The 26,264-nt window shown below is 60.3% G+C and carries 20 protein-coding genes and 4 pseudogenes; 15 read left to right on the top strand and 9 right to left on the bottom strand.

The annotated features are described in order from the left end of the window. Positions 1-116: 116 nt before the first annotated feature. Entirely contained in the window at positions 117-683 is a 567-nt protein-coding gene (locus RWK44_RS12215) for a sugar transferase (RefSeq protein ID WP_131665650.1), read from the bottom strand. Positions 684-963: 280 nt separating this feature from the next. On the opposite strand from RWK44_RS12215, the pseudogene RWK44_RS12220 reads away from it, so the two are divergent. Both RWK44_RS12220 and RWK44_RS12225 read left to right on the top strand, forming a co-directional pair. Further along, positions 964-1,403, top strand: a pseudogene (locus tag RWK44_RS12220) (tyrosine-type recombinase/integrase); the annotation flags it as partial. Between the two features lie 2 nt (positions 1,404-1,405). After that, a pseudogene (locus tag RWK44_RS12225) lies at positions 1,406-1,930 on the top strand (IS630 family transposase); the annotation flags it as partial. 288 nt (positions 1,931-2,218) lie between these two features. On the opposite strand, the gene RWK44_RS12230 reads toward RWK44_RS12225, so the two are convergent. After that, positions 2,219-3,748: a SulP family inorganic anion transporter gene (locus RWK44_RS12230; RefSeq protein ID WP_168282834.1), complete on the bottom strand. Its 1,530-nt coding sequence runs from the start codon at positions 3,746-3,748 to the stop codon at positions 2,219-2,221. Positions 3,749-3,752: 4 nt separating this feature from the next. Then, positions 3,753-4,457 (bottom strand): carbonic anhydrase, encoded by a 705-nt coding sequence (locus RWK44_RS12235; RefSeq protein ID WP_131665590.1) that lies wholly within the window; start codon positions 4,455-4,457, stop codon positions 3,753-3,755. A 171-nt stretch (positions 4,458-4,628) separates the two neighbouring features. Between RWK44_RS12235 and RWK44_RS12240 the strand changes: the two are divergent. Further along, positions 4,629-5,027 (top strand): annotated as a pseudogene (locus tag RWK44_RS12240) (IS66 family transposase); the annotation flags it as partial. A gap of 244 nt (positions 5,028-5,271) precedes the next feature. On the opposite strand, the gene RWK44_RS12245 reads toward RWK44_RS12240, so the two are convergent. Beyond that, the gene (locus tag RWK44_RS12245) at positions 5,272-6,690 is read right to left on the bottom strand and encodes a S8 family serine peptidase (protein ID WP_260692921.1); all 1,419 of its coding nucleotides are present in this window, start codon (positions 6,688-6,690) and stop codon (positions 5,272-5,274) included. A 119-nt stretch (positions 6,691-6,809) separates the two neighbouring features. On the opposite strand from RWK44_RS12245, the gene RWK44_RS12250 reads away from it, so the two are divergent. The 6 genes from RWK44_RS12250 to RWK44_RS12275 all read left to right on the top strand — a co-directional run bounded on the left by RWK44_RS12250 (position 6,810) and on the right by RWK44_RS12275 (position 12,237). Continuing rightward, the gene (locus RWK44_RS12250; RefSeq protein WP_316028842.1) at positions 6,810-7,352 is read left to right on the top strand and encodes an RNA polymerase sigma factor; all 543 of its coding nucleotides are present in this window, start codon (positions 6,810-6,812) and stop codon (positions 7,350-7,352) included. After that, on the top strand, positions 7,349-8,080 hold the full coding sequence (locus tag RWK44_RS12255; protein WP_316028843.1) for an anti-sigma factor family protein: 732 nt from the start codon (positions 7,349-7,351) through the stop codon (positions 8,078-8,080). Before RWK44_RS12250 ends, RWK44_RS12255 begins: the two co-directional genes overlap by 4 nt. A gap of 72 nt (positions 8,081-8,152) precedes the next feature. Further along, positions 8,153-8,869 carry a DUF6065 family protein gene (locus RWK44_RS12260; RefSeq protein ID WP_316028844.1) on the top strand — a complete coding sequence of 239 codons (717 nt, stop codon included), beginning with the start codon at positions 8,153-8,155 and terminating at the stop codon, positions 8,867-8,869. 176 nt (positions 8,870-9,045) lie between these two features. Continuing rightward, complete coding sequence (locus RWK44_RS12265) at positions 9,046-9,405, top strand: hypothetical protein (protein WP_085994509.1); 360 nt, start codon at positions 9,046-9,048, stop codon at positions 9,403-9,405. A 92-nt stretch (positions 9,406-9,497) separates the two neighbouring features. Next, entirely contained in the window at positions 9,498-10,916 is a 1,419-nt protein-coding gene (locus RWK44_RS12270; protein WP_316028845.1) for an SLC13 family permease, read from the top strand. A gap of 145 nt (positions 10,917-11,061) precedes the next feature. After that, the gene (locus RWK44_RS12275) at positions 11,062-12,237 is read left to right on the top strand and encodes a glycerate kinase family protein (RefSeq protein WP_131665582.1); all 1,176 of its coding nucleotides are present in this window, start codon (positions 11,062-11,064) and stop codon (positions 12,235-12,237) included. A gap of 48 nt (positions 12,238-12,285) precedes the next feature. On the opposite strand, the gene repC is transcribed toward RWK44_RS12275, so the two are convergent. The 4 genes from repC to RWK44_RS12295 form a co-directional block, all read right to left on the bottom strand. Then, positions 12,286-13,578 carry a plasmid replication protein RepC gene (gene repC, locus RWK44_RS12280; RefSeq protein WP_316028887.1) on the bottom strand — a complete coding sequence of 431 codons (1,293 nt, stop codon included), beginning with the start codon at positions 13,576-13,578 and terminating at the stop codon, positions 12,286-12,288. A gap of 148 nt (positions 13,579-13,726) precedes the next feature. Further along, a complete protein-coding gene (repB, locus tag RWK44_RS12285; RefSeq protein ID WP_168282818.1) occupies positions 13,727-14,779 on the bottom strand; it encodes a plasmid partitioning protein RepB in 1,053 nt (350 codons plus the stop codon). Between the two features lie 42 nt (positions 14,780-14,821). Then, a complete protein-coding gene (repA, locus tag RWK44_RS12290) occupies positions 14,822-16,036 on the bottom strand; it encodes a plasmid partitioning protein RepA (protein WP_020047615.1) in 1,215 nt (404 codons plus the stop codon). Positions 16,037-16,595: 559 nt separating this feature from the next. Beyond that, complete coding sequence (locus RWK44_RS12295) at positions 16,596-17,054, bottom strand: helix-turn-helix domain-containing protein (protein WP_316028846.1); 459 nt, start codon at positions 17,052-17,054, stop codon at positions 16,596-16,598. Between the two features lie 347 nt (positions 17,055-17,401). Between RWK44_RS12295 and RWK44_RS12300 the strand changes: the two genes are divergently transcribed. The 5 genes and pseudogenes from RWK44_RS12300 (at position 17,402) to RWK44_RS12320 (ending at position 22,530) form a co-directional block, all read left to right on the top strand. Beyond that, positions 17,402-18,604 carry an MFS transporter gene (locus RWK44_RS12300; RefSeq protein ID WP_222011162.1) on the top strand — a complete coding sequence of 401 codons (1,203 nt, stop codon included), beginning with the start codon at positions 17,402-17,404 and terminating at the stop codon, positions 18,602-18,604. Positions 18,605-18,821: 217 nt separating this feature from the next. Next, positions 18,822-19,382, top strand: coding sequence for an FMN reductase (gene msuE, locus RWK44_RS12305; protein ID WP_168282814.1), 561 nt, complete (start codon positions 18,822-18,824; stop codon positions 19,380-19,382). A 243-nt stretch (positions 19,383-19,625) separates the two neighbouring features. After that, positions 19,626-20,465, top strand: coding sequence for a MetQ/NlpA family lipoprotein (locus RWK44_RS12310; RefSeq protein WP_168282811.1), 840 nt, complete (start codon positions 19,626-19,628; stop codon positions 20,463-20,465). Between the two features lie 359 nt (positions 20,466-20,824). Then, the gene (locus tag RWK44_RS12315) at positions 20,825-21,913 is read left to right on the top strand and encodes a methionine ABC transporter ATP-binding protein (protein WP_131665574.1); all 1,089 of its coding nucleotides are present in this window, start codon (positions 20,825-20,827) and stop codon (positions 21,911-21,913) included. Continuing rightward, positions 21,894-22,530 (top strand): annotated as a pseudogene (locus tag RWK44_RS12320) (methionine ABC transporter permease). The gene RWK44_RS12315 and the pseudogene RWK44_RS12320 overlap by 20 nt, the downstream one beginning before the upstream one ends. A 1-nt stretch (position 22,531) precedes the next feature. Here RWK44_RS12320 and RWK44_RS12325 read toward each other — a convergent pair. Continuing rightward, complete coding sequence (locus tag RWK44_RS12325; RefSeq protein WP_316028847.1) at positions 22,532-23,890, bottom strand: LLM class flavin-dependent oxidoreductase; 1,359 nt, start codon at positions 23,888-23,890, stop codon at positions 22,532-22,534. A 232-nt stretch (positions 23,891-24,122) separates the two neighbouring features. Between RWK44_RS12325 and scpA the strand changes: the two genes are divergently transcribed. Further along, on the top strand, positions 24,123-26,264 hold the full coding sequence (gene scpA / locus RWK44_RS12330; RefSeq protein WP_316028848.1) for a methylmalonyl-CoA mutase: 2,142 nt from the start codon (positions 24,123-24,125) through the stop codon (positions 26,262-26,264).

Below are 26,264 nucleotides of genomic sequence, written 5' to 3' on the forward strand. Positions count from 1 at the left end.
AGCGTCTCGCGGATCAATCAGACAACCACCTTCTTGTCATTTTCTGCAACGAGCGCAACTGAAATAATCGGAAAGTAAGGTCTCCCGCACTGCTTTATCTATCAGAAGTAGGTAGCTTAATGCCTTATTCCCTTACGGCGAATGACCTTCTCGGCCGTCATAAACAGGATGCTTATGTCGAAGCCGAACGAGCGGCGTTCGAGATATTCGACATCGAATTTTACCTTCTCCGGAATCGGCAATTCGTCCCGGCCATTGATCTGCGCCCATCCCGTCAGTCCGGGCAGGAGCCTGTCGACACCATGGGCCGTCCGCAACTCTATCAGATCATGCTGATTGTAGAGTGCCGGGCGCGGGCCGACGAAACTCATCTTCCCTTCGAGAATGCACCAGAGTTGCGGCAGTTCGTCGAGGCTGGATTTGCGGAGAAACGAGCCGATGGGTGTCAGAAACCGATCCGGACTTTCGAGCAGATGCGTGGCAACTGTCGGTGTGTCGACGCGCATGCTGCGAAATTTGGGCATCAGGAAGATCTGATTGAAACGGCCGACACGTTTTGACCAATAGAGGATCGGTCCCGGAGAGGTCAGGCGAACACAAAGAGCGACGACAAGGATTGGAACAAGCAGGATCGCCACCGCAATCAAAGCCAAGACAAAATCCACCGCCCGTTTCAAACCCATGCTCCGCAGCTCTTCCGCCCTATCGTCCGGCCATCCGCCATTCGCGCTATCGCGTTGCCGTATCGTCAAAAAGCGTTTCGCGTCAACTGCAGGGATGTAGTGTTTTTTCCATGGATCGGCTTGGTCGATCATCCCTGCAAGGCAGTAATTGGAGCAGATCTGGTGGCACGGCGGATTGAACGAAGCCGCTTGCGCGGCATTTGGAGCTCGGGATTTGCATGATGCGCTTCTGATTTGAAGGATTGGGTTGTTTGCCCAACTTTCAGAACAGGAGATGACGATGACAGAGATAAGCCCGCTGCGCCGGCGCATGATCGATGACATGACGATCCGCAATCTTTCGCCAGCGACGCAACGATCGTATTTGCATGCGGTGACGAAGTTCTCGCGCTATTTCGGGCGATCGCCAGACCGTCTTGGACTGGAAGACGTGGCGCGTTTCAGGTGCATCTGGTCTCATCGGGCCTATCATGGCCGGCCTTGAACCAGACAGTTTGTGCCCCGCGGTTCTTCTTTGGCATCACGCTTGGTCATGGCGAGATACCGGAGCGCATTGCCTATGCCCGGACACCCGCCAAGCTTCCGACGATCCTAAACGGCGACGAGATCGTGCGGTTTCTGGAAGTGGTTCCGAGCCTGAGGACCCGCACCGCACTGACGACAGCTTATGCGGCGGGGCTGCGCGCCTCGGAAGCTGTCCATCTCAAGGTTCGCGACATTGCCTCGATCCAAGACAGCTGGTCTTCATCGATGAAACCTGGATCAAGACCAACATTGCGCCGCTTCGAGGCTGGGGGTCGAAGGGCAAACGCCTGCGCAGCTTCGCCCCGCACGGACATTGGCGCACCCTGACTTTCCTCGGCGCGTTGCGCTGCGATCGGCCTACCGCACCCTGTGTCTTCGATGGACCGATCAACGGTGAGTGCTTTCGCGCCTATGTCGAGCAGCAACTCCTACCGGTGCTCAAACCCGGCGACATCGTCGTGATGGATAATCTCGGCTCCCACAAGTCGGTCGCCATCCGTCAGATGATCCGCAACGCTGGTGCTCGGCTCTGGTACTTGCCGCCATACTCCCCGACCTCAATCCGATCGAACAGGCTTTCGCCAAAATCAAGCACTGGATGCGCCTGGCTCAGAAGCGAACCATCCACCTGGCGCCACATCGGACACCTCGTCACAACCATCGAGCCCAGCGAATGCAGCAACTACTTCGCCAATACAGGATACGCTTCCGTCAAAACCTGAAACGCTCTAAAGGCCCTAGCGCTTGCGAATGCGGTCATGGACACGGTACCTGCGGCCGAACTCGGAAATGCGCTGGCGGCAGGAAAAATGCGTCAGGAGGAACTGAACCGACAGCTCGCAGAGGTTGTCTAGCACCGAACAAATCGGATGCCGCTGTCTGGTATCCGCAGAAGAATGTACAGCGCCGGTTGCAACCATCCAGTTACCCTCCGACCATTCGTCCGGCTGACGACGTCTGCATTTAGGGATGAGCGGCGGGAGAGCAGTGGAGCTGCCCTCCTCGCAGGTTCAGGCGGCTTCGGCTGAGAATCGGTCGAACAGCGGCTTGAGGCGGGGATGACGGGCGGCCCGGGGCGGGTGGATCTCGACGATTCGGCCAGATTTCGTCTCGCGCCGCAGCCATTCGCTAATCGTCTCAGCGCTGGTGTGATCCATGTAAAACAGGTGTTTGCCGATGATATTGACTTTGCGGCCGTCGGGTAGCCCTTCGAATGTGCTGAGTAGCGCCGGCACGTCTTTGCAGGTGACCGCTCCGCGCAAACGGACATGAATTTCGTCGTCGATCTCAGCATGCCTGATCACAAGCTTTCGGCGCAGATAGGGGAGAATTTCCAGAATCGACAACGCAAGACCGAGCGCCACGCCGACCAGCAAATCCTGCAGGACGACCATGGCCACCGTCACTGCCCAGATTCCGACCGGTACGAGACCATGGTGCTCGAACAAGTGACGCACATGGTGGAGACTGATCAGCCTCCAGCCAGTGACGAGCAGGACGGCGGCAAGCGCCGTCAACGGCACCATTCCCAACACGCCCGGTAAAAGCACCACCAACGCCAGGATCCAAACGCCATGTAATATTGCCGAGGTGCGCGTGCGAGCTCCAGCCTGAATATTGGCCGATGATCGAACAATGACACCCGTGATCGGCAATGCCCCGAGCAATCCACAAAGGCCGTTACCGACGCCTTGGGCGAATAGTTCCTTGTTGAAGCGGGTACGTTCTCCATCGTGCATTCGGTCGACGGCGGCCGCGGAAAGAAGCGTTTCGGCGCTTGCAATGACGGCAATCATCAACGTCATTAAAATAATGCCCGGCTGCACAAGCTGGGCGAAATTCCCCGCCGTCGGAAAGGATATGCTGTCAACTAGAGAGGCGGGCACGTCCACGCGGGCGATCGGGAGTTCAAGCGTGGTTGTCAAGATCGTAGCGGCAGCAACACCGACAAGAGCTCCCGGGACCAGCGACAGTGATTTCGGGCGGAATTTCTCCCAACACACCATCGCAAGGAGAGCGATAAGGCCGACCAACAGTGCGACGGCCTCGTTGGTGACATTGGTGCCCGTTAACCGTCTGACGCTCTCGTCGATGGCGGTGACGTTCTCTATGCCACCTGCTGCGGGCTTGGCACCCATGAGAACATGGATCTGTCCCAGGATGATCAAAATGCCGATGCCGGCCAGCATCCCATGAACCACCGCCGGAGAAATCGCTCTGAACCAGGAGCCGATTCTCAGGAAACCCGCCACGATCTGCAGAAGTCCGACAACGAGCAGCACAGGACCGAGCATGGCAATGCCATGCTGTTCGACGAAGCCGAAGACGATCACGGCAAGACCGGCGGCAGGCCCGGAGACCTGAAGAGGTGAGCCAGCGAGAAGGCCGACGGCCAAGCCGCCGACAATACCGGAGATCAGGCCCATGGCTGCGGGCACTCCGGAGGCGATCGCAATTCCCAGGCAAAGTGGAATGGCGACAAGAAAAACGACCACAGAAGAAGCGAGGTCGCGCGACAAGGTAGAGCCGTTGTTTATCATGGCACTATTCTCCGGCGAGCGCAGCCGCGACGCGCGGCATGACATGCGGGCGATCACGCCCCGTAACAGCGACTGGCAGCGGCTCATTCTCCCTCACCTCGGTAAATGCTGCCAATGCTCCGTCATAGACCTGGACCTCACCGGTCTCGATGTCGAAGAACCAGCCGTGGAGTGTGATTTCGTTGGTTGCGAGCTTTGCCGCCACTGATGGATGGGTCTTCAGGTGGTCAATCTGTACGACAACATTTTCCATCGCTACTGCACGCACACGCTCAGTGTCGGAAAGGTCGTCGGGATAGGCCTGGCATACGACCGAATAGGCGGCGTGGCTGTGGCGCAGCCAGGCTGCGACATTGGGCATCGGCTCAAGCATTTCCGGATGGCACAGCCCTTTCATCGCTCCGCAATCAGAGTGACCGCAGACGACAATGTCACTGACGCCGAGCGCCAGAATGGCGTATTCGATCGCGGAAGAGACCCCACCATTGAGGGTCGAGAAGGGGGGAACGATATTGCCTGCATTGCGGCAGACGAAGAGATCGCCGGGGCCGGACTGCGTTATCGTTTCCGGCATCACGCGGCTGTCGGCGCAAGATATCATCAGGGCATGGGGCTGCTGACCTTCGCGAGCGAGTTTGCGGTAAAGCGCCGAATGGGTCGGGAATACGGCGCCGCGAAAACTGGAGATACCTTTCAGGAGATCACCCATATTCGGATCCTCTTTCTGGCCGGACGTCGGAGCGGGAAATCTCTCATCCGGCGGGTTGCAGAAGCGATCTGTTCGCACGCGCACAATAAGGGGTGGCGAGAACCCGATAAAAGAGGCTCTCCGGATTTTGCATCGCAACATTTTTTGAACGAGAAGTGATCCGGCTGATTATCCTATCGGCGAAGACCTGACCCTCGTGCCGCCCAGGGCCTTCAGGCCAGGTTCGATCGGATTTTTTCCATCCGCACCGGTTATGACGATCTCGACAATCTGCTGTTTCGGCTGAGACGCCGCAAGGCCGAACGGTTGCGGGTTCTGGAGCGGCCTGAAACCCCGCTCCATACCAATGCGTCGGAAAGAGATCTGCGCGGATTTGTCATCAAGCGAAAGATCTCCGGCGGCACGGTCAGTCGCAACGGTCGGCAGGCGCGCGACAGCATGCTCGGCCTGATGAAGACCTGCCAAAAGCTCGGCCTGTCGTTCTGGCACTACCTCGACGATCGGCTGGGGATCGGTGACGAGGATCATCTTATTGCGCCCCTCGCCTCCCTGGTTGCTGCACGCGCCTGAACGCCCTCGACCCTTGCGCACGAGCACCCTGCTCTGCGTCAGACATGCTGATTGTGTCGGCACGGCCACCACATCAGCCCCGCTTACCGCGGGGGCTCTTCCGTCTCTGGAAATTTTCGCGGCCCTAACCTCCTGATCCGAAAGCGGGAAGCTGCCAACCAGAAACTATTTCGGCCTTTATTTCCGTTACACTCTGTTAACCATAATTGTTCGTATCAAAAGACCGTGAAGCGGGCAACCGGCGTTATAACGCCGATGGCTTAGTGTCGCTGCTGCTTTCACAAAGCCTGCTTGCGTTTAGAAGCCCCCAACCGAACACCGGGTCTTTCCCTGGCTTCCCAATGTCGTCGGTAAATTGCCTTATCTTTGCCTCCAGACTTTCAAGCGACATATCAGGATCGCCAGCGATCAGCACCGAGACCGCCGCCGTGATGAAGGGCGCAGCGAAGGATGTGCCGGTTTTTTGTCGGGCGCCGGAGATGGACGCCGCAGTCCAGACCCCCACGCCAGGAGCGGCAATGTCAATATAATCGCCACGCACGGCTCGGCGATAAGGGTTGCGCCCCCTGTCAACTGCCGTCACGGCAATCACGTCGTCATAGGCCGCAGGGTAAACAGGCTTTGCGTTCGGGCCATCATTGCCGGCGGCGGCCACCAGGATCATCCCGCTTTCGGTCGCCGCTTTCACGGATTTTTCGAGCACCGCGTTCGCCGGGCCGGTCAAGCTCAGGTTGACGACCTTGACGTCGCGCTGAACGAGCATATCCAGCGCTCGCACGAGGTCGTAAATGTTGGCGATATCCGCAGATTTTCCGGGTCGCTGAAAGGCATCGACGGCGATGAGTTCCGCCCCAGGCAGGAGGCCGGGGACGCGGCTGTCCGATGCACCGATCAAAAGGGCAGCAACGGCAGTACCATGCTGCGCGCCCGATTTTGTCGCCTCCCCTTCGCTGAGGCGAATGACCTCCAACCGCGTATTCGTCAGGGTCATATGATCGATATTGATCGCCGTGTCGATGAGACCGATGCGGGGCGGCTTGGCGCATCGGCTGACCTCACCGGTCGGCCACCCGACGATCTCGCGGACGAGTGCGCACCCCTCCCCCGAGCAGCCTGCCTTGTTCTCCGATTGCGGCTGGTAGAAATGGTTGAGATCGACCACGGCCGTCGCACTGCGGGCCACGACGGCAGCGCGCGCCGAATCGAGCGTCATGCCCGCCGGCACGATGAGCCTCACCATTTCGCCGCCGATGAGCGAAACCTGGATGCGATCATCAACGGCAAAGCCCTCCTGGGTCAATCCGGCAATCGCCTCTTCTTCAAGACCAATCGCGACGAGCTCGTTAGGCGCCTGTTCCGGCGTTGGGGCTGGGCGGCGCATGGGTATACGACGCTCGCGGGATGGCCAGCGAAAGAGCGAGCGTAGATCATGGAAGCCGCCTCCGCCCCGATGGTATGCGGGATTGTCGCGGTCTCCACCGCGGCCGTTATCGTCGCCACCACCACTGCCGCCGTCATCGTCATCTCCATCATCGTCATCGGCAAGCGCAGCGGGAATGGTGAACCCGGCGTCACCCGACGGCAGGGGCAGAACAGTAAGTACCCCGCCGATAGTTGCAGCAGCGAGGAGGCGCAATGACTTAATCTTGACGGTAAGCAGCATGGTCGGTCTCCTGCGGCAGTTTCCGATTGGCTTCTCAGATCGAGAAGCCACTTTCGATCAAACTATCCCGAGAATACGTTTGACTCGACAGCTTATTCCCTCGCGTGCGAAAAAGCGGAATGACCAACGACACGCAGACAGTACCCGAACGGCTGGTTGCCTTCCTGCCGAACCTCAGGCGTTTTGCGATCTCGCTGTGCCGTTCCCGGGAATTGGCAGACGACCTTGTGCAGATGGCCTGTGAGCGCGCTATCCTGGCAGCCGACAGCTTTGTACCCGGCAGCCGGTTCGATGCCTGGATGTTCCGCATTCTGCGCAATTTGTGGATCGACCACCTGCGCCGCCAGAAAACGGCTGGCCCCAAAGGCGATCTGGAGGATGCGCGCGATGTGTCGATTCCGTCCGGCGAGGCTGCATCGCTTGCGCGCATGGATCTGCTCGAAGTGACCGCCGCCCTCCAAAAGCTGCCGGCCGAACAGCGGGAAGTGCTGGTGCTTGTCTGCGTTGAGGAGTTCAGTTACCGCGATGCCGCCGAGGTTCTCGCTATCCCGATCGGCACGGTGATGAGCAGGCTCGCCCGCGCACGGAAAAATCTGATGGAACTGACGGGAATAAGTTTTGGCGAGAGACGTTCGCCCGATACGAAAGGCGGCGTTCTATGAGCAGGAAAGATTTTGACGATGAAACATTGATGGCATTTGCCGATGGCGAACTGGACGAGACGCAAAGCCGCGCGCTGGAAGAGGCGCTTGCTGACAACGAGGCGCTCTGCGAACGCCTCGCCGTTTTCCTCGACAGCCGCCGGTTGGTGGGTGATGCGCTGAAACCCCTGATCGACGAGCCGGTGCCTGAGGCGTTGCTTGCTTCGGTCCGCAGGATGGCGGATGAGGCACGGCGCCAAACGCCGCAGGATAACGTCGTTTCCTTCCGTCCAAAACAACAGCAGCAGACGATGCGGCGCTGGCTCGTGCCGGTGGCGGCAAGTCTTGTGGCGATCGTGACCGGCATTGTCGGTTTTGCGCTGGGCCGCATAGTCCCGTCTGCATCGAATTCCGGCGCAGAGATCGCTGCTGTCCTCGACCGCGAGGTGTCTGGTCGGGACGTGACGCTGCCTTTCCCGGAAACGGTGCTGCATGTCGTCGCCTCATTCCGCGACGAACGCGGCGAACTCTGCCGCGAATATGAGCTGAAGCAGCCGAAAAGCAGCACGCTCACCGTTGCTTGCCGGCAGAACGGCGCCTGGGCGACGCGGCTCGCACTAACATCTGCGAAAGCCGACGGATACGTACCTGCCTCGTCACAGGAGACGATCGACGCCTATCTGGCCTCGATCCAGGCGGGGGCACCACTTTCGCCTGAGGAAGAGCGAAAGGTTCTGGCCCCTGAATGAATATTTGCGATCATCAGGAATAAGTCTTTCCGGGCGCCGTTCTTCCCCGCATCGATTGATGGGAGAACAGCGATGACAATGGCCTTTCTGAATAAACCGCAGCCCCGATTGACATTTCTCTGCCGCAAGGAGGACGAGGGGGTTATCCCCGCTCCCGTGCGCGCCAAGACGGCGCTGCCCGACTGGTTCCGCAGGCTGCCTGCCGTCGATGAGGCACATGTCTCATCCAACAACAGCGGCTTGACCGTGAAGCGTTGCATGCCCTTCCTCGACGCGATGGCGACGGGCTGGATGATCGGGCTGGCGGCAAGCGTACGCATGGAAATCTCCGACGATGGCAAAACGGTCGATTGCGGTTGGGATTTCGACCGCACGCTCATCAGCAACCATGCCAGCCATCAGGTCGCTGGCAATCCGCGCGAGCCGCTGCCGCCGTGCAAGTTCCACAATTATTGGACCATCCGCACGCCGCCCGGCTGGAGCTGCCTGTTCGTGCCGCCGCTCAATCGACCGAACGGCGTCTTCGAGGTCGTTGCCGGGGTCGTGGATACCGACACCTACCAGTCGGAAATCCATTTCCCATTCTTCGCCACCGGTGAGGACGGCCTGCATGTGCTGGAGCGCGGTACACCGATTGTCCAGGTCATTCCATTCCGCCGCGACGCATCCGACCTCGACGCCGACATCCGCACCGAAAACCCGGAGGAAGGCACCGTTCGCAAGACGATCCTGCGCAAGACACTCGCATCGGACGGCTGGTACCGCCGCTTCGCCCGCGCGCAGCGATAGTTTTTGAGACATATTTTCCGGTTTGCCGTCGCTGCCCATCGCAGCGGCGGTGCTTCCGCGTGTGTGGCAGATTCAAATTATCCTATTGAAAATATTTCGTTTTTTGAGGAATAAACATCGCCCACCGCCGTTTCTCCCTCGCAGCCAAGGAGGTTGTCACTCAAAGGAGAAACGTCATGAAGAAGTTCATCGCAATCCTGAGCGCGTTCCTGGTGGTCGGTGCCGCGGCACCCGCGCCCGCCCTCGCCGATGACCCGGTCACACGCCTTTTGCAGAAGATGACGCAAAGCAACAAGGCGAGCCACGCCCGCTATAACCGCGACCGGGACGATGACCGGCGCAGCAGCTGGAGCTCGAACCGCAATTCCAACAGTTCGTCGAACTCCTCCCGGAATTCCAATTCGAATTCGAGCTCAAACAGCAGCTCCAACTCGTCGAGCAACTCCAACTCGAACAGTTCATCCAACTCTTCGAGCAATTCGAACTCGAATTCTTCCTCCAATTCCTCGTCAAATTCGTCCTCCGACGACGATTGAGGTTCAGTCTGAAACCCGAAAGGAGGGCGATCGTGGCCCTATATGCAATCGCCCCTCTGGACCCCCACGCCAACCGGCGTGGGGAACCCTCTATGGCAACCGAGCGCACCGTGCCGCTTGCCCGCGTCAAGCAGATCGTCGCAGCGATCGTGCTCGCCTTCAGCGCCATGCTGATCTTCCTGGCGATCGACGACCTCACCCTGAGGATGCGGCTGACACTCGCCGTCTTCGTCGCAACGATCACCGCCTGGACCATCCTTGACCTGCCGGACACGCCCGTGGCGCTCGCCGCCGCCGCTCTTCTGCCGGTCGTCGGCGCGATTGACGAGGATGTGCTTTACCGCTCGCTCGGCAATGATATTGTTTGGCTGATGCTGGCGGCCTTCGTTGTGGCCGGCGTGCTGCGTCAGGTCGGCGTAATCGAACAAATTATCCGTTGGCTGCTCGCCCGCTTCGCCACCGTGCAAGGCTTGTTCTGGGCGCTGACGTTCTTGATCTTCGCCACCGCCTTCATCATCCCCTCGACTTCGGCGCGCGCCGCCATGCTGGCACCGGTCTATCTTGGTCTCGCAGCCGCGATCGACAATACACGGGTCAACCGGGCGCTCGCGCTGCTCTTTCCCTCGGTCATCCTGCTCTCCGCCGGCGCTTCGCTGATCGGTGCCGGTGCCCACCTCGTCGCGGCCGGGATGATGGAGCGCCTGCAGGAGCAAGGGCCCGATTTCCTGGGCTGGATCGCGCTTGCCGCACCCTTTTCGCTGCTATGCTCGCTGCTCGCCTGCGCCGTGCTGCTGCGTCTTTTTCTGACCCGCGAGGAGCGGGCGATAGTGATCGCCGAGCGCAACGCCGACGAGGCCCCGACCCCTTTGACACACCAGCAATGGACCGTGCTCGCCGTGACCGGCGCGATGATCCTGCTCTTCGCAGCGCAGCCCATGCACGGCATCGGCATGCCGCTCATCGGCATCGCCACTGCCCTGCTGTTGGCGAACCAAAAGGTCTCTGGCCTACCGCTGAAGGCGGCGCTCAAGAGCGTGGAATGGAACCTCCTGCTCTTCCTCGCCGGCACGCTCGTCATCGGCGAGGCGCTGTTGGAGACCGGCACCGCGAAAGTGCTGGCCGAGCGGATGGTCGACCTTGCCGGAAACAGCATCGCGGCATCGCCCGCACTCCTGGTCCTTTTCGCTGCCGTGGTCGCGACGCTTTCCCACCTCGTCATCACCTCGCGCACGGCGCGGGCGACCGTTCTCATACCTGCGCTTGCCCTGCCGGTCGCAGCCCTCGGTGTTGACCCGCTCAATCTCGTCATGGTCGTTACGTTGGCGAGCGGCTTTTGCCAAACGCTGATGGTCTCCGCCAAACCGGTAGCGCTATTCGGCGCGATGGATCCGCCCCCCTTCGGACAGGCCGACCTGTTCCGGCTCGCCGGTTGGCTGATCGTGCCCTTCGTGGTGCTGCTGGTCGTCTTCGCCACGCTCGTCTGGCCGCTGCAGGGCCTGCCTCTGTACTGAACAGTACAGATAGACAAAAGGGAAAGACCGCAGCGTGCGGTCTTTTTATTTAGTCGGCTAATTTATTTTCATACTGCTGGAATAACCACGGGGCTGCCCCGTTCCTCCCCTGTCACATCATTGTCATAGTAGAAAGGAACATCCCATGTCGTTCACGGTTCTCGTCGCGCCCTCCGGTTTCAAGGAAAGTCTGTCAGCAGATCAGGCAGCGGATTGCATCGAAAGTGGCGTTCTGCGCGCCTTTCCCGGCCTTACCGTCATCAAAACGCCAATGGTCGATGGCGGCGAGGGTTTCACCAAGGCGCTCGTCAAGGCGACCGGCGGTACCCTTCACCAGCTGACGGTGAGCGGCCCGGTCAACGACCCAGTCGAGGCGCATTTCGGGTTCCTCGGCGGCAGCGACGAGCCGACCGCCGTCATCGAGATGGCTGCGGCCGCCGGGCTCAGCCTCGTACCGCGCGACCAGCGCAATCCCTGCGTGACGACGAGTTATGGCGTTGGCGAACTGGTGCGTGCCGCGCTCGACCGAGGTGCACGCCGCGTCCTTCTCGGCTGTGGCGATAGCGGCATCAACGATGGCGGCGCCGGCATGGCCGAAGCGCTCGGCATCCGTCTCCTGGACCAAGAAGGCAATCGCCTGCCCCACGGCGGCGCAGCTCTTTCCCGCCTCGCCGCCATTGATATGAGCGGCCGAGATCCTCGTCTTGAAGGCGTGCGCATCGATGCTGCCGTCAACTGGCACAATGTCCTCCTCGGTGAACGCGGTGTTGCACGCATTTTCGGGCCGCAGAAGGGCGCAACGCCGATGCAGGTGGAGCTGCTCGCTGCCGCCATGGAGACGTATGCCACGGCGATTCGGTGCACGACGGGCATCGATGTCGGCATGGCGCCCGGATCCGGCGCCTCCGGCGGACTTGGTGCCGCGATACTCGGCCTCCTCGGCGGCAGATTGCATCCGCGTTACGACATCGTCATGCAGTATCTGGAGCTCGACCGGTTTATCGCACAGGCTGATTTGGTCATCACCGCGGAGGGCAGCCTTGACGGGCAAACCCCATATGGAAAGGTGCCTGCCGAAGTGGCTGCACGGGCAAAAATTGCCGGAGTGCCCGTCATCGCACTCGCCGGCACCATCGGCAAAGGCGTACGCCTTAATTTCGAGCATGGCATTGATGCCTTTGCGTCGATACTGAGCAGGCCCTGCTCGCTGGAAGACGCCATCTTCAGCGCCCCGAAACTACTCTCCCGAGCGGCAGAGGATGCAGTCCGCATGGTCATGGTGGGCATGAAGCTTGGAGCACGATGGCGCCAGGTTGCATGACCTTGAGCAAGGGTAAAGGGGACAAAGTTAGCTTCTGCAAGCACCATTTCATCCCGTCTTCGCTCTCATCGGCGAATTGCTGCGGGCAAGGGCCATCAACATCGGTCCGATGGCGAATTCCCCTTTCTCGGCGCGTCGCGTCAGGTCGCGCAGGTAACCACCGGCGGAGTTGATGTGCCCTGCCCTTTCGAGAACGCAGGCCATGACGGTGGCCGCATTTTCAGGTCCCATGATCTCGCAGGCCTGCTCATAGGCCGATGGGCTGACGCCGAGCATCGAGCGAACTACCACAGCCGCGGCCATCAGCTCGCGCCATGTGCCGACCGAGCCTTGCGGTCCATAGGCTGCGATTTCCGGGCAGGCCTGCAGCACCAGCCCCAGCGGGAAGGATTTGAGCGCGGCGTTGGCAGCGGGGGCAGAACTTGCGGCCGGCACACGCCCGTTCCTCTCTTCATCTTTCTGTATTCGGACTGCCGGTTCGGCTCGACCCGCCGATCGATCGTCCGCCGTTGCGCCCTGCTTCTTTTCGGAAGCTGGTTCAAGTTCAGTGATGGATTGTGGATTTGAATTCTGTATGTGCCGCTCATAATGTTGGGCATTGCCGCTTTGATTTTGAGTTTTAACCTGCATTTCCAACTGATTGATGATTTCTTCGCGCAGCAGCTCCAATTCGTCGAGGGCGGCTGCGACCTGTTCGGCGGAAGGCGACCTTGGCAGCCGCTCGACGATCTCACGAAAATGCAGATGAATCCGGCTCCAATCGCCCGCGGCGCCCTCCTCCAATGCCATCTCGATGAGCTTGGCGACATCGCGCCGGCAAAGCGTCAGGCGTTCTCTGAGCCGCTGCAGGTGCAACCGCTCAGCAACCACCTCCGCCGCCAACCGCTCGATTTCCTCAGCGCGCACCAGCAGCGGCGCCAGCGAAAAACCGAATGCCTCGCGAATCTCCCCGCCATGCTCCTTGCGGGCGTAGCGCTTGCCGTTCGGGCTGTCCTTGCGGATCAGCAGCCCGGCCTCGATCAGGGCCGCCAGGTGGCGACGGATCGTCTGCTCCGCCATTCCATGCGCACGTAGCGAGAGCTGTGCATTGGAAGGGAACACCACGAGCCCGTTTTCCTCAGAGAGCTCCCCCTTGGGATAAAAGCTCAGCAAGGCGTTCAGGATAGCGAGCGCCCGGTCGGTGATGCCGAGCAGCGGCTTGGCCTCGCACAGGGCACGATAGAGTTTCCACTTGTCGATAGATTGGCCGGGCTCGATTTCTCGAGCAGCCGCCTGGCTTGCCAACATGCCAAACGTCATCGGCCGCCGCCCGAAGGGCGTCGTCACACTTCCGCTTTCCATTTTCTTCGCCTTCTTCAAGGCAAAAGATCGCGGCTCACCAATTCGGTGCCAAAGACTCTTGACTATGATTCGCGGAAATGTGATTCTCTGGGTGTCTAGATCAGAGAGGGCTTCCGCGACGGCAACGTTCGGGGGCCTTTTCTTTTGCTTATCGATCTCCGTTCTTGGTCAAATCCTGTGTCTTCTCGAACGCCTCGTAGAGACGATCCAGATTGCTGGCGATGTAGGCTCCAAAGGCAGACGCCTTCTCCGCCTTCAACGCGATGGTGAACTGTTTCCCGTCATCCTTGATCTTCGCCTTGACCGCGCCGTCCTTGCGCTGCCAGGCGTGGGCGGCGGGCTGAATCGCCGCTATGGATGAGGCCTGTTGTTGCCTCCTGCTGATGAAGGCAACCAGCATATCGAAGCGGGCATCCGGCTCCGCCGTCCCGAATTCCCCCGATCTGGTGAACTCGATCGCTCGTGCGCCAATGTTTTCGGTTTCGAATTTCACTGACAGATCGTGCCACCGATCACGGCCGGTGGTCTTGGCCGCACCGATCGCGGTCAGGACTTCGGCTGGGATCCGCTTGGTGACGGACAGCATCTTGGAAACCGTCGTCTTGTCGGCGCTGAGCGCGGACATGATCGTTTCCCTGTCGAAGCCCAACGTGTCGAGCTTGTCGGCAAACATGGTCCTCTCGATGAAGGAGAGATCGGCGCGTGCCGAATTCTCCTGGCCCTGCGCAATGACATGGTCGCGGTCGTCGAGTTTCTTGACCACGGCCCGGACAGGTCGGCCGAGTTCCTTGGCGGCCCGCGCACGACGGTGGCCGAAAGCGATCTGATATCGGCCGTCCTTCTCAGGATGCGGCCGGACGAGGATCGGTGAATCCTGACCGCGCAGCCGGATCGCCTCGACCAATTCGCGAAACTGTTCGTCGGTATGCGCCAGCCGGTCCGTCACGAAGGAATCTTCGATCAGGGCAGGGTCGAGATCAATCACCGTCTCACCGGTCGCCAGCTTTTCCTCGATCGCTTTGGCCGCATCGGCCTTGGCAGCCAGCGCATCGATACTGCGCGTCACGGCGCCGAGAGCGCCGATCCCCTTATAGGTGATCTGCTGCTTCTCGTCCCTGTGGAGCGGTTCGTCCTCATTGTTTACCGCAGTAAACTTCTTGGAATCGTCCATCAGACCCGAAAGGAGATTCTTACGCGCCATCAGCCAGCTCCTCGTCCCAGTTTACCGCGGTAAACTTCTCGGTCATTTCCGCCCCCAAGCCTTGTGGATGAGATCGGCGATCTCGGTGTTGACGGCATCCATCGCCTCCATGGCGCGGTCATAGGTCGCGCGGGTAAACTGGTTCCGCTCGACTTCGTAAAGCGTCTGATTGGTCATCGCCGCATCGGAGATGGCGACGCTGCGCAACATCGGATTGGTAAGCACGTGGTTCTTGAACATCGAACGCATGAAGGCGACCATTTGCGTCTGCGGCCCGTCCTGCGGATCGTAGCGGGTGACGAGATAACGCAGCCAGTCGAGGTTCATGTTGCCGCCGGCGCCTTTCAGTGTGTTCAGCACCTCGCCGAGCATCTGCAGGAATTGGCACATCGACATGACGTCGAGCATCTGAGGATGAACGGTGATCAGAACTGCCGTTGCGCCGCAAATGGCGCTCATGGTCAAAAAGCCAAGCTGGGGAGGGCAGTCGATGATGACCACGTCGTAATCGTCGGCGACTGAGGACAGCGCCTCGTCCAGCCGCGCGAAGAAGACGCGTCCATAGTCACCCGCCTTGCCCTGAGCAAGGACGCGCGGCGTATCGTGCTCGAATTCCATCAGCTCGAGATTGCCCGGCACCAGATGAAGGTTCGGGAAATTCGTCGGACGGATGATCTCTCTCAGCGGACGCCGCTGATCGTCATAACGAATCGCGGCGTAGAGCGTCTCATTTTCGTTAACGTCGAACTCCGGCTGAAAACCGTGAATGGCGGAGAGAGAGGCCTGCGGATCGAGGTCGACGGCAAGGACACGGTGACCCGTCAGGGCAAGATGCTGGGCAAGGTGTGCTGCACTCGTCGTCTTGCCGCTGCCACCTTTGAAGTTGACGACTGCAACGACCTGCAGATGTTCGTTGCCGCGGCGATGACGCATATAATGCGTTCCGGCGCGGGCATTGTGCTCCAGGAAGCTGCGCATCTCTTCCATTTGCTCCGCCGTATAGGATCGACGGCCCGAGGGCGTGACCTGGGGAAGGGCGCCTTTGCCTTCCAGCGACAGGTTGCGAAGATAGCCGCTGGTGACGCCGAGGAAACGCGCCGCCTCGGCAAGCTGAAATTCCCTCAAACCCTTCAATGCACGCGGCGGAAACATCTCGAGCCGATGCTGCTTCAGCTTGTCGGACAGTTCCTGCGCCTGACCAATAATCAGCTGGTCGACATCGGAAATTGCTTTTTCTATCTGCGGTGCCATATTCATGGAAATCTCGAAAATGCGATTTAAAAGCCCTACGTGCTGTGAAACCGCATTTAGCGCCGATTCTGGAGGGGTGGCAAGGCAAATAGGGTTAACAAGACCCTACCGCGAGGTTGTCCATTCTTTTTCAAAGGCTTGAACGTGCCGCCCGGTGCCGCAGTCGGATCAGCAATCGCGCATTCGCCGGCCGAATCGCAAAAACAAGGCCGCACAACCGGCATCATAGCCGATCGGATACGTCGGAATCGAGATATCGAGCGTGCACAGCTCTTTGAAGTACGTCCGCAATGGGCAAAGCACCTGGACAGTCAGTGGCTGTTTCGTACCGCCTGGCAGAGAACCGTCCCGATATCTGCCTGGGGGAGGGGACACGGCGCTTCTGTCGAGGTCCTGCTGTAGAGCGCCCAGCGCAAGATCCAGGCGATAGGCGGAGAATTCAGCGCCGAGCTCGGCGCCGTCCCTCATATAGCGATCCAGCAAATGCCAAATGGCAAGCAGGCCCTTTCGGGAAATGCCACTGATTGTCCGGTCGGCTCGCCAGGCGCAACGCTGCGATACCCGCCTATTCTCCGAGCGGAAGGGTAATATCCGCTGCGGAGGCTCCCGATGTCAGACCGCGACTTTCCGCCTGCGCCATCGCCTTCACCAGCGCGATGACCGTTTCGCGGATATTGCTGTCGGCGATCTTTAGAAAGGCGCGATTGAGCACCAATCCCTCTTTCGTTCGCAGGAATTCGGCGACCGGATCTATATTCGCGGATAGATCCAGCCCTTGCAGCGTCAACGGCTCGGAATTCTCCTGTTCGAAGAAGAAGCTCGGCGACGTGTGCAGCACCTCGGCGATCCGCTGCAGCCGGCTCGCGCCGATGCGGTTGATGCCCTTCTCGTATTTTTGAACCTGCTGAAAGGTCACGCCGATCTGCTCGGCAAGCCGTTCCTGGCTCATCCCGAGCAACTGCCGGCGCATTCTGATGCGCGCTCCGACATAGCTGTCTATTGCATTCGCTGTCTTGACATTCATCGCGTGTTTTCAGCCTCGATCGCATTTTCAATCGGCGCAGCTGTAGTATCCCCCGCATGGCTTTTCCATGGTTGTTTTCATATAGCATAGTGGATATGCGACGATCGCGACTGACTGTGATATGAAAGCCCCCGTCCAGAAAAACGTGAAATCACTCGGCGGAAGCGCAAATCAAACAAAAGCCGTACCAATACGGATAAAACTGGGCTGTAATTGCGTTCCGGCTTACGCTAAATGCTCTTCAGCGACCGTCGCACGAGAGTCTTCCCAGCCCCGATCGCCCGAAAATCCATCGAACAAAAGCGACGTGGCACGGCATCGGCCGTGCCTGAGCAGGAGAAGTATTGATGGCAACCGTTGCCGAGCGAGCGCCCCGTTTCGAAAAAACAACGATGTCTATCCTGATTGCGGTCAGCTTCTGCCACATGCTGAACGACATCATGCAGTCGCTGCTCGCCTCGCTTTATCCGCTATTCAAGGCGAACTACGATCTCGATTTCGTACAGATCGGTCTCCTTACCATGACTTTCCAGGTCACGGCTTCGCTGCTGCAGCCGTTGGTCGGCATCGTCACCGACCGATGGCCGATGCCCTATTCGCTGCCGGTCGGCATGGCGAGCACCTTTTGCGGCCTCATTCTGCTCGGCAATGCCGGCAGTTTCACCCTGCTGCTGGTTGCCGCAAGCCTGATCGGCTTCGGCTCGGCGGTCTTCCATCCGGAATCTTCGCGCGTTGCCCGTCTAGCCTCCGGCGGTCGCCACGGTTTCGCGCAATCCTTCTTCCAGGTCGGTGGCAATGCCGGCCAGGCGATCGGTCCGCTGCTTGCCGCCTTCATCGTGCTGCCGCTCGGCCAGCACAGCGTCTCCTGGTTCGCTGCCATCGCCATGGTCGGCATGGTCGTGCTGAGCTGGGTCGGCAACTGGTACATCAGCCACAGGCGCCAGAATGCCAGCAACTCGGCAATAAGCCGGACCCTGCCGCTGCCGCAGAACCGGGTCATCTGGGCGCTGCTGATTCTCGTGCTGCTGACGGCAACGAAGAATGTCTACATGGCGAGCGTGTCGAGCTACTTCACCTTCTATGTCATCGACAAGTTCGAACTCAGCGTGCAGCAGGCACAGCTGATGCTCTTCCTGTTCCTCGGCTCGGTTGCCATCGGCACCTTCCTCGGTGGACCGATCGGTGACCGCTTCGGCGCGCGTTTCGTCATCTGGTTCTCGATCCTCGGCGTTATTCCCTTCGCGCTCCTGCTTCCCTATGCGAACCTTTTCTGGACGGGTATACTCAGCATCGTCATCGGCCTGGTCTTCGCTTCGGCCTTCTCGGCAATCGTCGTCTTCGCACAGGAACTGGTGCCGGGGCGCGTCGGGCTGATTGCCGGGGTCTTCTTCGGCTTCGCCTTCGGGGCAGGGGGGCTTGGCGCAGCGCTGCTAGGCAGTTTCGCCGATACCCACGGCATCGATTTCGTCTACCGCATCTGCTCCTACCTGCCGCTGCTCGGTCTCTTGACGATCTTCCTGCCGCGTATTCCCAAGCAGAAATCCGTCTGAGGCGACATCGCTTACGGACAATCGATCGAGCCGAAATGTGACCGACACTCCGGCTCGATGCATCAGGCAGTTCGCACGCCTCCATCGCCCACAGGCCCGAACGTATTTTTCTCCTCCTATGGGGAAGAGGGATCACCATTCCTTTAATCCACTATTTTTATAGATAATATTCGCCAATAATGACGTCGGTTTCGGCACGATATTGGAAGGAAATGGCATGTCTGCTCCCAAACTGGTCGGCCTTGCGGGTAGTTTCAACCGCCCGTCGAAGACCTTTGCGCTTGTTGAAAACGTTGCTGGTCTCGCCGCCGAAAAATACGGCTTCGACAACACCATCTACGATCTGACCGACGTCGGCCCCTCGCTTGGCCAGGCGCTGCGCCGTGACGACCTCGACAGTCGCGCCAGGGAAGTCATCGACGATATCGTCAGTGCCGATGTGCTGGTCATCGGAGCGCCGACTTACAAAGGCAGCTATCCGGGCCTCTTCAAGCATCTGATCGACTTGATCGACCCGCATGAGTTGCGCGCCAAGCCGATCATCATCACCGCAACCGGCGGCGGCGACCGCCATGCGCTGATGGTCGAGCACCAGCTCCGCCCGCTCTTCGGTTTTTTCATGTCTTACACGCTGCCGACCGCGGTTTATGCGTCCGACCGCGACTTCACCGATTACCGTGTCTCATCCGATCCGCTTTCCAAGCGGATCGGCGAGGTCATCGGCGAGATCGAGGCGTTCTTTCCTGTGCGAAATCACGCCCTTATTGCTGCCGAATGAGCAATGCCGGAATGAGCTTGAGACGGCGCCGAGGAGGCGCCGTTTTCAGTTTTGGAGCATGCTCTCAAGCCGCAATTAATCCATAAATTTGGTGGAAATTTATCCTGCCGATATCGATGGCAGGGCAAGAGTTTTTCCGGCCTTTCCTCCGCATCAGACATTCGTGCTTCGCTCCCGATCCGCGCATTTGCCATGATCGGCCTGCTCGGGGCGTTCGGCCTCATTCAGTCAGACGGGATAACAATGACCAAGAACAAAAATCTTCACAGCTTCCACCTTTCGCGCCGCGCGGCTCTTGCCGCCATCGCCATTTCGGCGGCGGCATTCTTTTCCTTTGCAGCACCCGCTCCTTCCCATGCCGAGGATAAGTCGATCAAGGTCGGCATCATGGCCGGCGAGGAGGAGGATATCTGGCGCGTGGTCGCGAGCGAGGCGGCCAAGAAGGGTCTCAAGATCGAGACCGTCATCTTCAACGACTACACCCAGCCGAATGAAGCGCTGGAGCGCGGCGAAATCGATGCCAACGCCTTCCAGCACCAGCCCTATCTCGACAACCAGATCCAACAGCACGGCTATCACATCGTTCGCGTCGGTTATACCGGGGTCTGGCCGATCGGCCTTTACACCAAGAAATACAAGTCCGTCGCAGAGATCCCGGAAGGTGCCATCATCGGCGTGCCGAACGATCCCTCGAACGAAGGCCGGGCGCTGCGCGTTCTCCAGAGCGAAGGCCTGATCAAACTGAAGGACGGCACCGGTATTCTCGCGACCGTCGCCGACGTCACCGACAATCCGAAGAAGATCGAGATCAAGGAACTCGACGCCGGCATCGTCGGCCGTTCGATCGACGATCTGGATGCCGGCATCGTCAACACCGACTGGGCGCTGAAGAGCGGTCTTTCGCCGGCCGAACGCATTGCCCAGGAGCCGATCACTGATAATCCATACCGCAACTTCATCGCCGTCAAGGACGACAACAAGGATACCGAATGGGTCAAGACGCTTGTGTCTTCTTATCAGAACGACACCGTCAAGGCCGAATTCGACAAGGTCTACAAGGGCACCGGTCTCAGCGCCTATTGATCAGAGGCAGGGCTGGGGTTAGAGCCTTTCCGGGTTAGATTGCAGCATTCTGTTGGCTCAAACGGAGTCGGATGGTCGACCGGCCGGCGCGCGTCGTAGCCAAGCTCTACGGCCAAGCCGGCCGGTCGATCAGCCGGCCCGTTTCAGCCAACCCGAAGGGCCGGGCATCTTTCCGCCAGCGCAGAGGCGATCGGCTCGGACGTACCACGAAGTATGCCCGTCGCCAATCGCCTCTGCCCTGACGAAAACCTGCTCCGGCAGAATGCTTCAATCTAACCCGGAAAGGCTCTAAGGCCTGCCGAGAGGCGGTCCGGGCGTTCTCTGCCCGGACCGCCTTCAGTATTTGTAAGGAAAAACACATGAATTCCCTTGTTTCCACCACGGCGATCGAGGCACAGTCGCAAGCGGCGGCTTCCGAAGAGGTGGTGAGGCTGACCGACGTGAAACGGCGGTTCGGAGCCACTGCAGCCCTCGACGGTATTTCGCTGACGGTGAAGAGAGGCGAGATCCTCGGCATCATCGGCCGCAGCGGCGCCGGCAAATCGACGCTGATCCGCTGCCTGAACGGCCTGGAGCGCGCCGATAGCGGCGAGATCCTCATCGAAGGCCGAGATATCACCGGACTTTCGGAACAGGAATTGCAGCCGCTGCGCCGCCGCATCGGCATGATCTTCCAGCATTTCAATCTGCTTTCCGCCAGAACCGTCGAGGAGAACGTCGCGCTGCCTCTGAAGATCGAGGGTCTTGCAAAGAGCGAGCGCCTGAAACGGGCGCATGAGCTGCTCGAACTCGTCGGCCTTGCAGACAAGGCGAAGGCTTATCCCGCATCGCTATCCGGCGGCCAGAAACAACGCGTCGGCATCGCCCGGGCGCTGGCGGCACGCCCGGCACTGCTGTTGTCCGACGAGGCGACATCGGCGCTCGATCCGGAAACGACCCGGTCGATCCTGGCATTGCTGAAGGACATCAACCGTAAGCTCGGACTGACCATTCTGCTCATCACCCACGAGATGGAAGTGGTACGCGGCATTGCCGATCGCGTCGCGGTCATCGATGCCGGGCGCATCGTCGAGGAAGGGCAGGTCTGGTCGGTCTTCGCCAATCCGCAGGCTGAGATCACGGGGAGCCTGCTCGGCGGCATCCGCCCGCAGCTTCCCGAGCATATTGCCGGCCGGCTATCGGCGACGGCGGGCAGCGAAGCGATCCTCAGCGTCGATCTCGCCGGGCCGCAGGCGCAGGGCGCACTGTTTGCCGAACTCTCAGCAGCATTGCCGCATTCCTTCCGCCTCGTCCATGGCGGCATCGACCATATCCAGAATCAGCCGGTGGCGCGGTTCTTCATCGCCGTTCCCGCGCGCGACCCCGCGCTTGCCGGAAAGGTCGAACAATTCCTGACGGCCCGGTCCGCCCGGGTGGAGGTGCTTGGTTATGACACCGATCATGCTTGAACTGCTTATTCGCTCCCTTTGGGAGACGATCCTGATGACCCTCGCCTCGGGATTGATCTCGCTCGTCGCCGGCCTGCCACTCGGCCTTGCCCTGGTTGCGACGGCGCGCGGCGGCATCGCCGAAAACCCCTGGATCAATCGCGTGCTCGGCGCAGTCATCAACGGCTTTCGCTCGGTGCCTTTCATCATCCTGCTGGTGGCGCTGATCCCGCTGACGCGGCTGATCGTCGGCACCGCGCTCGGCACCTGGGCGGCCATCGTGCCGCTCGCCATCGCTGCAACGCCCTACTACGCCCGTATCGCCGAAGTATCGCTGCGCGAGGTCGACCGCGGGCTGATCGATGCCGTGCGTGCCATGGGCGGCAATCGCTGGACGATCATCCGCGAGGTGCTGGTGCCTGAGGCGCTGCCGGGCATCGTCGCCGGTTTCACCGTCACGCTGGTCGGCCATGGCGGGCGCAATCGGCGCCGGCGGCCTCGGCGATCTGGCCATCCGCTATGGCTATCAACGTTTCGAAACCAGTGTGATGATCGCGGTGGTGGCCGTCCTCATCGTGCTCGTCTGCGGCATCCAGTGGCTTGGCGACCGGCTGGTTGCCAGGCTGGACCACCGATAAGTCAGCGCCGGAACTGGGCGGCGGGATGAGCGGCGGGCAACCTGCCGTTCCCGCCGCCGAAAAGCTTCTGCCGCAAGGGTCCTGCAGCATAGTCCGCCTTGAAGACGCCGCGCTCCTGCAGCACCGGCACCACCAGCTCGACGAAATCGCGCAGGCTCTCCGGCGCCACTGTCCGCGCCAGATTGAAGCCGTCGATGCCACCCTCTTCGATCCATGTCGCGAGACGATCGGCGATCTGTTCCGGCGAACCCACTATCGGCTTCATCCGGCTGCCGAGCACCATCTGGTCGATGATGTCACGCAGCGTCACCGGCTTTGGCGCCTGTTTCGTGATGGCCGCAAGCGCCGACTGATTGGCGTTGGTCGAGCTCTGGTCGATGACGTCGTCCAATCCATACTTCGAAAAGTCGATGCCTGTCGAAGCGGAGTAATGCGCAAGCGAAGCTTCGACGCTCGCATGGCGGCGGTACTCCTCCAGTCTGTCCCGTGCTTCCTTCTCCGTCCGCCCGACGACGACGGTGATCAGGCTCAGGATCTTCAATGCGTCGGCGCCGCGGCCGAATTTCGTCGCCTTCGCCCGCAGCGCATCGACGGTCGGCTTGGCCGCCTTGGGATTCGGCCCGGCAACGAAGACGCATTCGGCGTGGCGTGCGGCGAAATCCTGCCCGCGTGCCGAGGCGCCGGCCTGGAAGAGCAGGGGCGTGCGCTGCGGCGAGGGCTCGGAAAGATGGATGCCTTCCATCCGGTAATATTTGCCGTCGTGACGGACAGAGCGCACTTTGGAGGGATCGGCATAGACGCCGCCCGCCTTGTCGCGCACCACTGCATCGTCGTCCCAACTCCCTTCCCAGAGCTTGTAGAGAATTTCGAGATATTCTTCGGCTGCGTCGTAACGCGCATCATGTTCCGGCAGCTTGTCGAAACCCATGCTGCGAGCCGCACTGTCGAGATAACCGGTGACGATGTTCCAGCCGATCCGTCCCTTGGTCAGGTGGTCGAGCGTCGACATGCGCCGCGCCAGCAGGAAGGGTGGCTCATAGGTGGTGTTGACGGTCACGCCGAAACCCAGATGTTTCGTGACATAGGCCATCGCCGAAATCGGGATCATCGGATCATTGACCGGGATCTGCGCGCCCGTCTCGATCACCGGCGACGGGCTACCCCTGTAGACATCGTAGACACCGACGATGTCGGCCAGGAAGATGCCGTCCAGCTTGCCGCGTTCCGCGGTCTTGGCAAACTCCGTCCAGTAGTCGAGATCGGTATAATGCGCTGAGCGGTCGCGCGGATGCGTCCACAGACCGTGGTTGATGTGCCCGACGCAGTTCATGTCGAAGGCATAGATCTGCATGGTCTTCATCTGGCGGTTCCCAAAGCCGGCAATAGAAATCAAGGATTTGCCGCATTAATTATCCTGGAGCATGATGCCGAAAAGTGTGAGCGGTTTTCGGACGACATCATGCTCTAACTATATAATGTAGAACAGGATTCAGATTTTAGCCGGTTCGGCCTAAAATCATCCTCTTCGGGCTCTATCGCACGATGAGGCTGTGAAATGGTAGGGTGGGGATGAAAAAAGCCGGAGGAACCGCATGACGAAGAAGATGCTGTCGGATTGGGCGGAGCTTGCGCAAAAGGAACTGCGCACCTCGCCCGAAACGCTGACCTGGCAGACGCCGGAAGGCATTGCCGTAAAGCCGCTCTATACGGCCGAGGATCTCGATGGCGCGGGGCACCTTGGTTCGCTTCCCGGCTTTTCGCCTTTCACCCGCGGCCCGCGCGCGACGATGTATGCTGGCCGGCCTTGGACGATCCGCCAATATGCCGGCTTCTCGACGGCAGAGGAATCGAACGCCTTCTATCGCCGTAATCTGGCCGCCGGCCAGAAGGGCCTGTCGGTCGCCTTCGATCTTGCCACCCACCGCGGTTATGACAGCGATCATCCGCGCGTCGAGGGCGATGTCGGCAAAGCGGGTGTGGCAATCGACAGCGTCGAGGACATGAAGATCCTGTTCGACGGCATTCCGCTCGGCGAAATGTCGGTGTCGATGACCATGAACGGCGCCGTCATCCCAATCCTCGCCTCCTTCATCGTGGCCGGCGAGGAGCAGGGTGTTCCACGAGCCGACCTTTCGGGGACCATCCAAAACGACATCCTCAAGGAGTTCATGGTCCGCAACACCTATATCTATCCGCCCGAACCATCGATGCGGATCGTTGCCGACATCATCGACTATACCGCCCGCGAGATGCCGAAGTTCAACTCCATCTCGATCTCCGGCTACCACATGCAGGAAGCCGGCGCGACGCTGGTGCAGGAACTGGCCTTCACGCTCGCCGACGGCCGCGAATATGTCCGCGCCGCCATTGCCAAAGGCCTGAGCGTCGACGAGTTCGCCGGCCGCCTGTCCTTCTTCTTCGCCATCGGCATGAACTTCTTCATGGAAGCCGCCAAGCTACGCGCCGCCCGCCTGCTCTGGACGCGGATCATGGAAGGGTTTCATCCGAAGAAGCAGTCCTCGCTGATGCTGCGCACCCATTGCCAGACCTCCGGCGTCTCGCTGCAGGAACAGGACCCTTATAACAACATCATCCGCACCGCTTTCGAGGCGATGTCGGCCGTGCTGGGCGGTACGCAGTCGCTGCACACCAACTCCTTTGACGAGGCGATCGCGCTGCCGACGGAATTCTCCTCGCGCATTGCCCGCAATACTCAGCTGATCCTGAGCCACGAAACCGGCGTGACAAAAGTGGTCGATCCGCTGGCGGGCTCCTACTATGTCGAAAGCCTGACGGCCGAGCTTGCCGACAAGGCATGGGCCTTGATGGAGGAGGTCGAGGCACTGGGCGGCATGACCAAGGCCGTGGCCGATGGCCTGCCGAAACGGCTGATCGAGGAAGCGGCCGCGCGCCGCCAGGCAGCCGTCGACAAGGGCGAGGAGGTCATCGTCGGCGTCAACCGCTACAGGCTCGACAACGAACAGCCGATCGACATTCTGGAGATCGACAATAGCGCGGTGCGCAAAGCGCAAATCAGACGTATCGAGGAAACCAAGCGGCGCCGCGATGGCGGAACCGTGCGCGAGACGCTGGCGGCCCTGGCCGAGATCGCACAGAGCGGCAAGGGCAACCTGCTGGAAGCCGCCATTGAGGCCGCGCGGGCCCGCGCCACGGTCGGCGAGATATCGGATGCGATGCGCGATGCCTTCGGCGATCATGCCGCCACGCCTGTGGTGATCAAGGGCGTCTATGGCCAAGCGTATGAAAATGAGCCGGAACTCGCCGTGCTCAGGACCCGCATGATGGAAGTGACGGAAGCCATGGGGCACCGGCCGAAGATCATGGTCGCCAAGCTCGGTCAGGACGGACACGACCGAGGCGCCAAGGTGATCGCCTCGGCCTTCGGCGATATCGGCTTCGATGTGCTCGCCGGTCCCCTCTTCCAGACACCGGAGGAAGCCGCCGGCGTCGCACTCAGCGAAAAGGTCAACGTCGTCGGCGTCTCGTCATTGGCGGCCGGCCACAGGACGCTGCTGCCGCAGCTGATCGACAGGCTGAGGGAACAAGAGGGCGGTGGTGACATCATCGTCGTCTGCGGCGGTGTCATCCCCCGGCAGGACTATGAATTCCTGCATGAACACGGCGTTGCAGCGGTATTCGGCCCGGGGACAAACGTTCTCGAGGCGGCAAACTCCGTTCTCGATCTGCTGCAGGGCAGGCGGCGGAATCAGTAA

Origin of the sequence: Rhizobium sp. 25PS6 (genome assembly GCF_032464655.1) — a bacterium.
Classification (GTDB): Bacteria; Pseudomonadota; Alphaproteobacteria; order Rhizobiales; family Rhizobiaceae; genus Rhizobium; species Rhizobium laguerreae.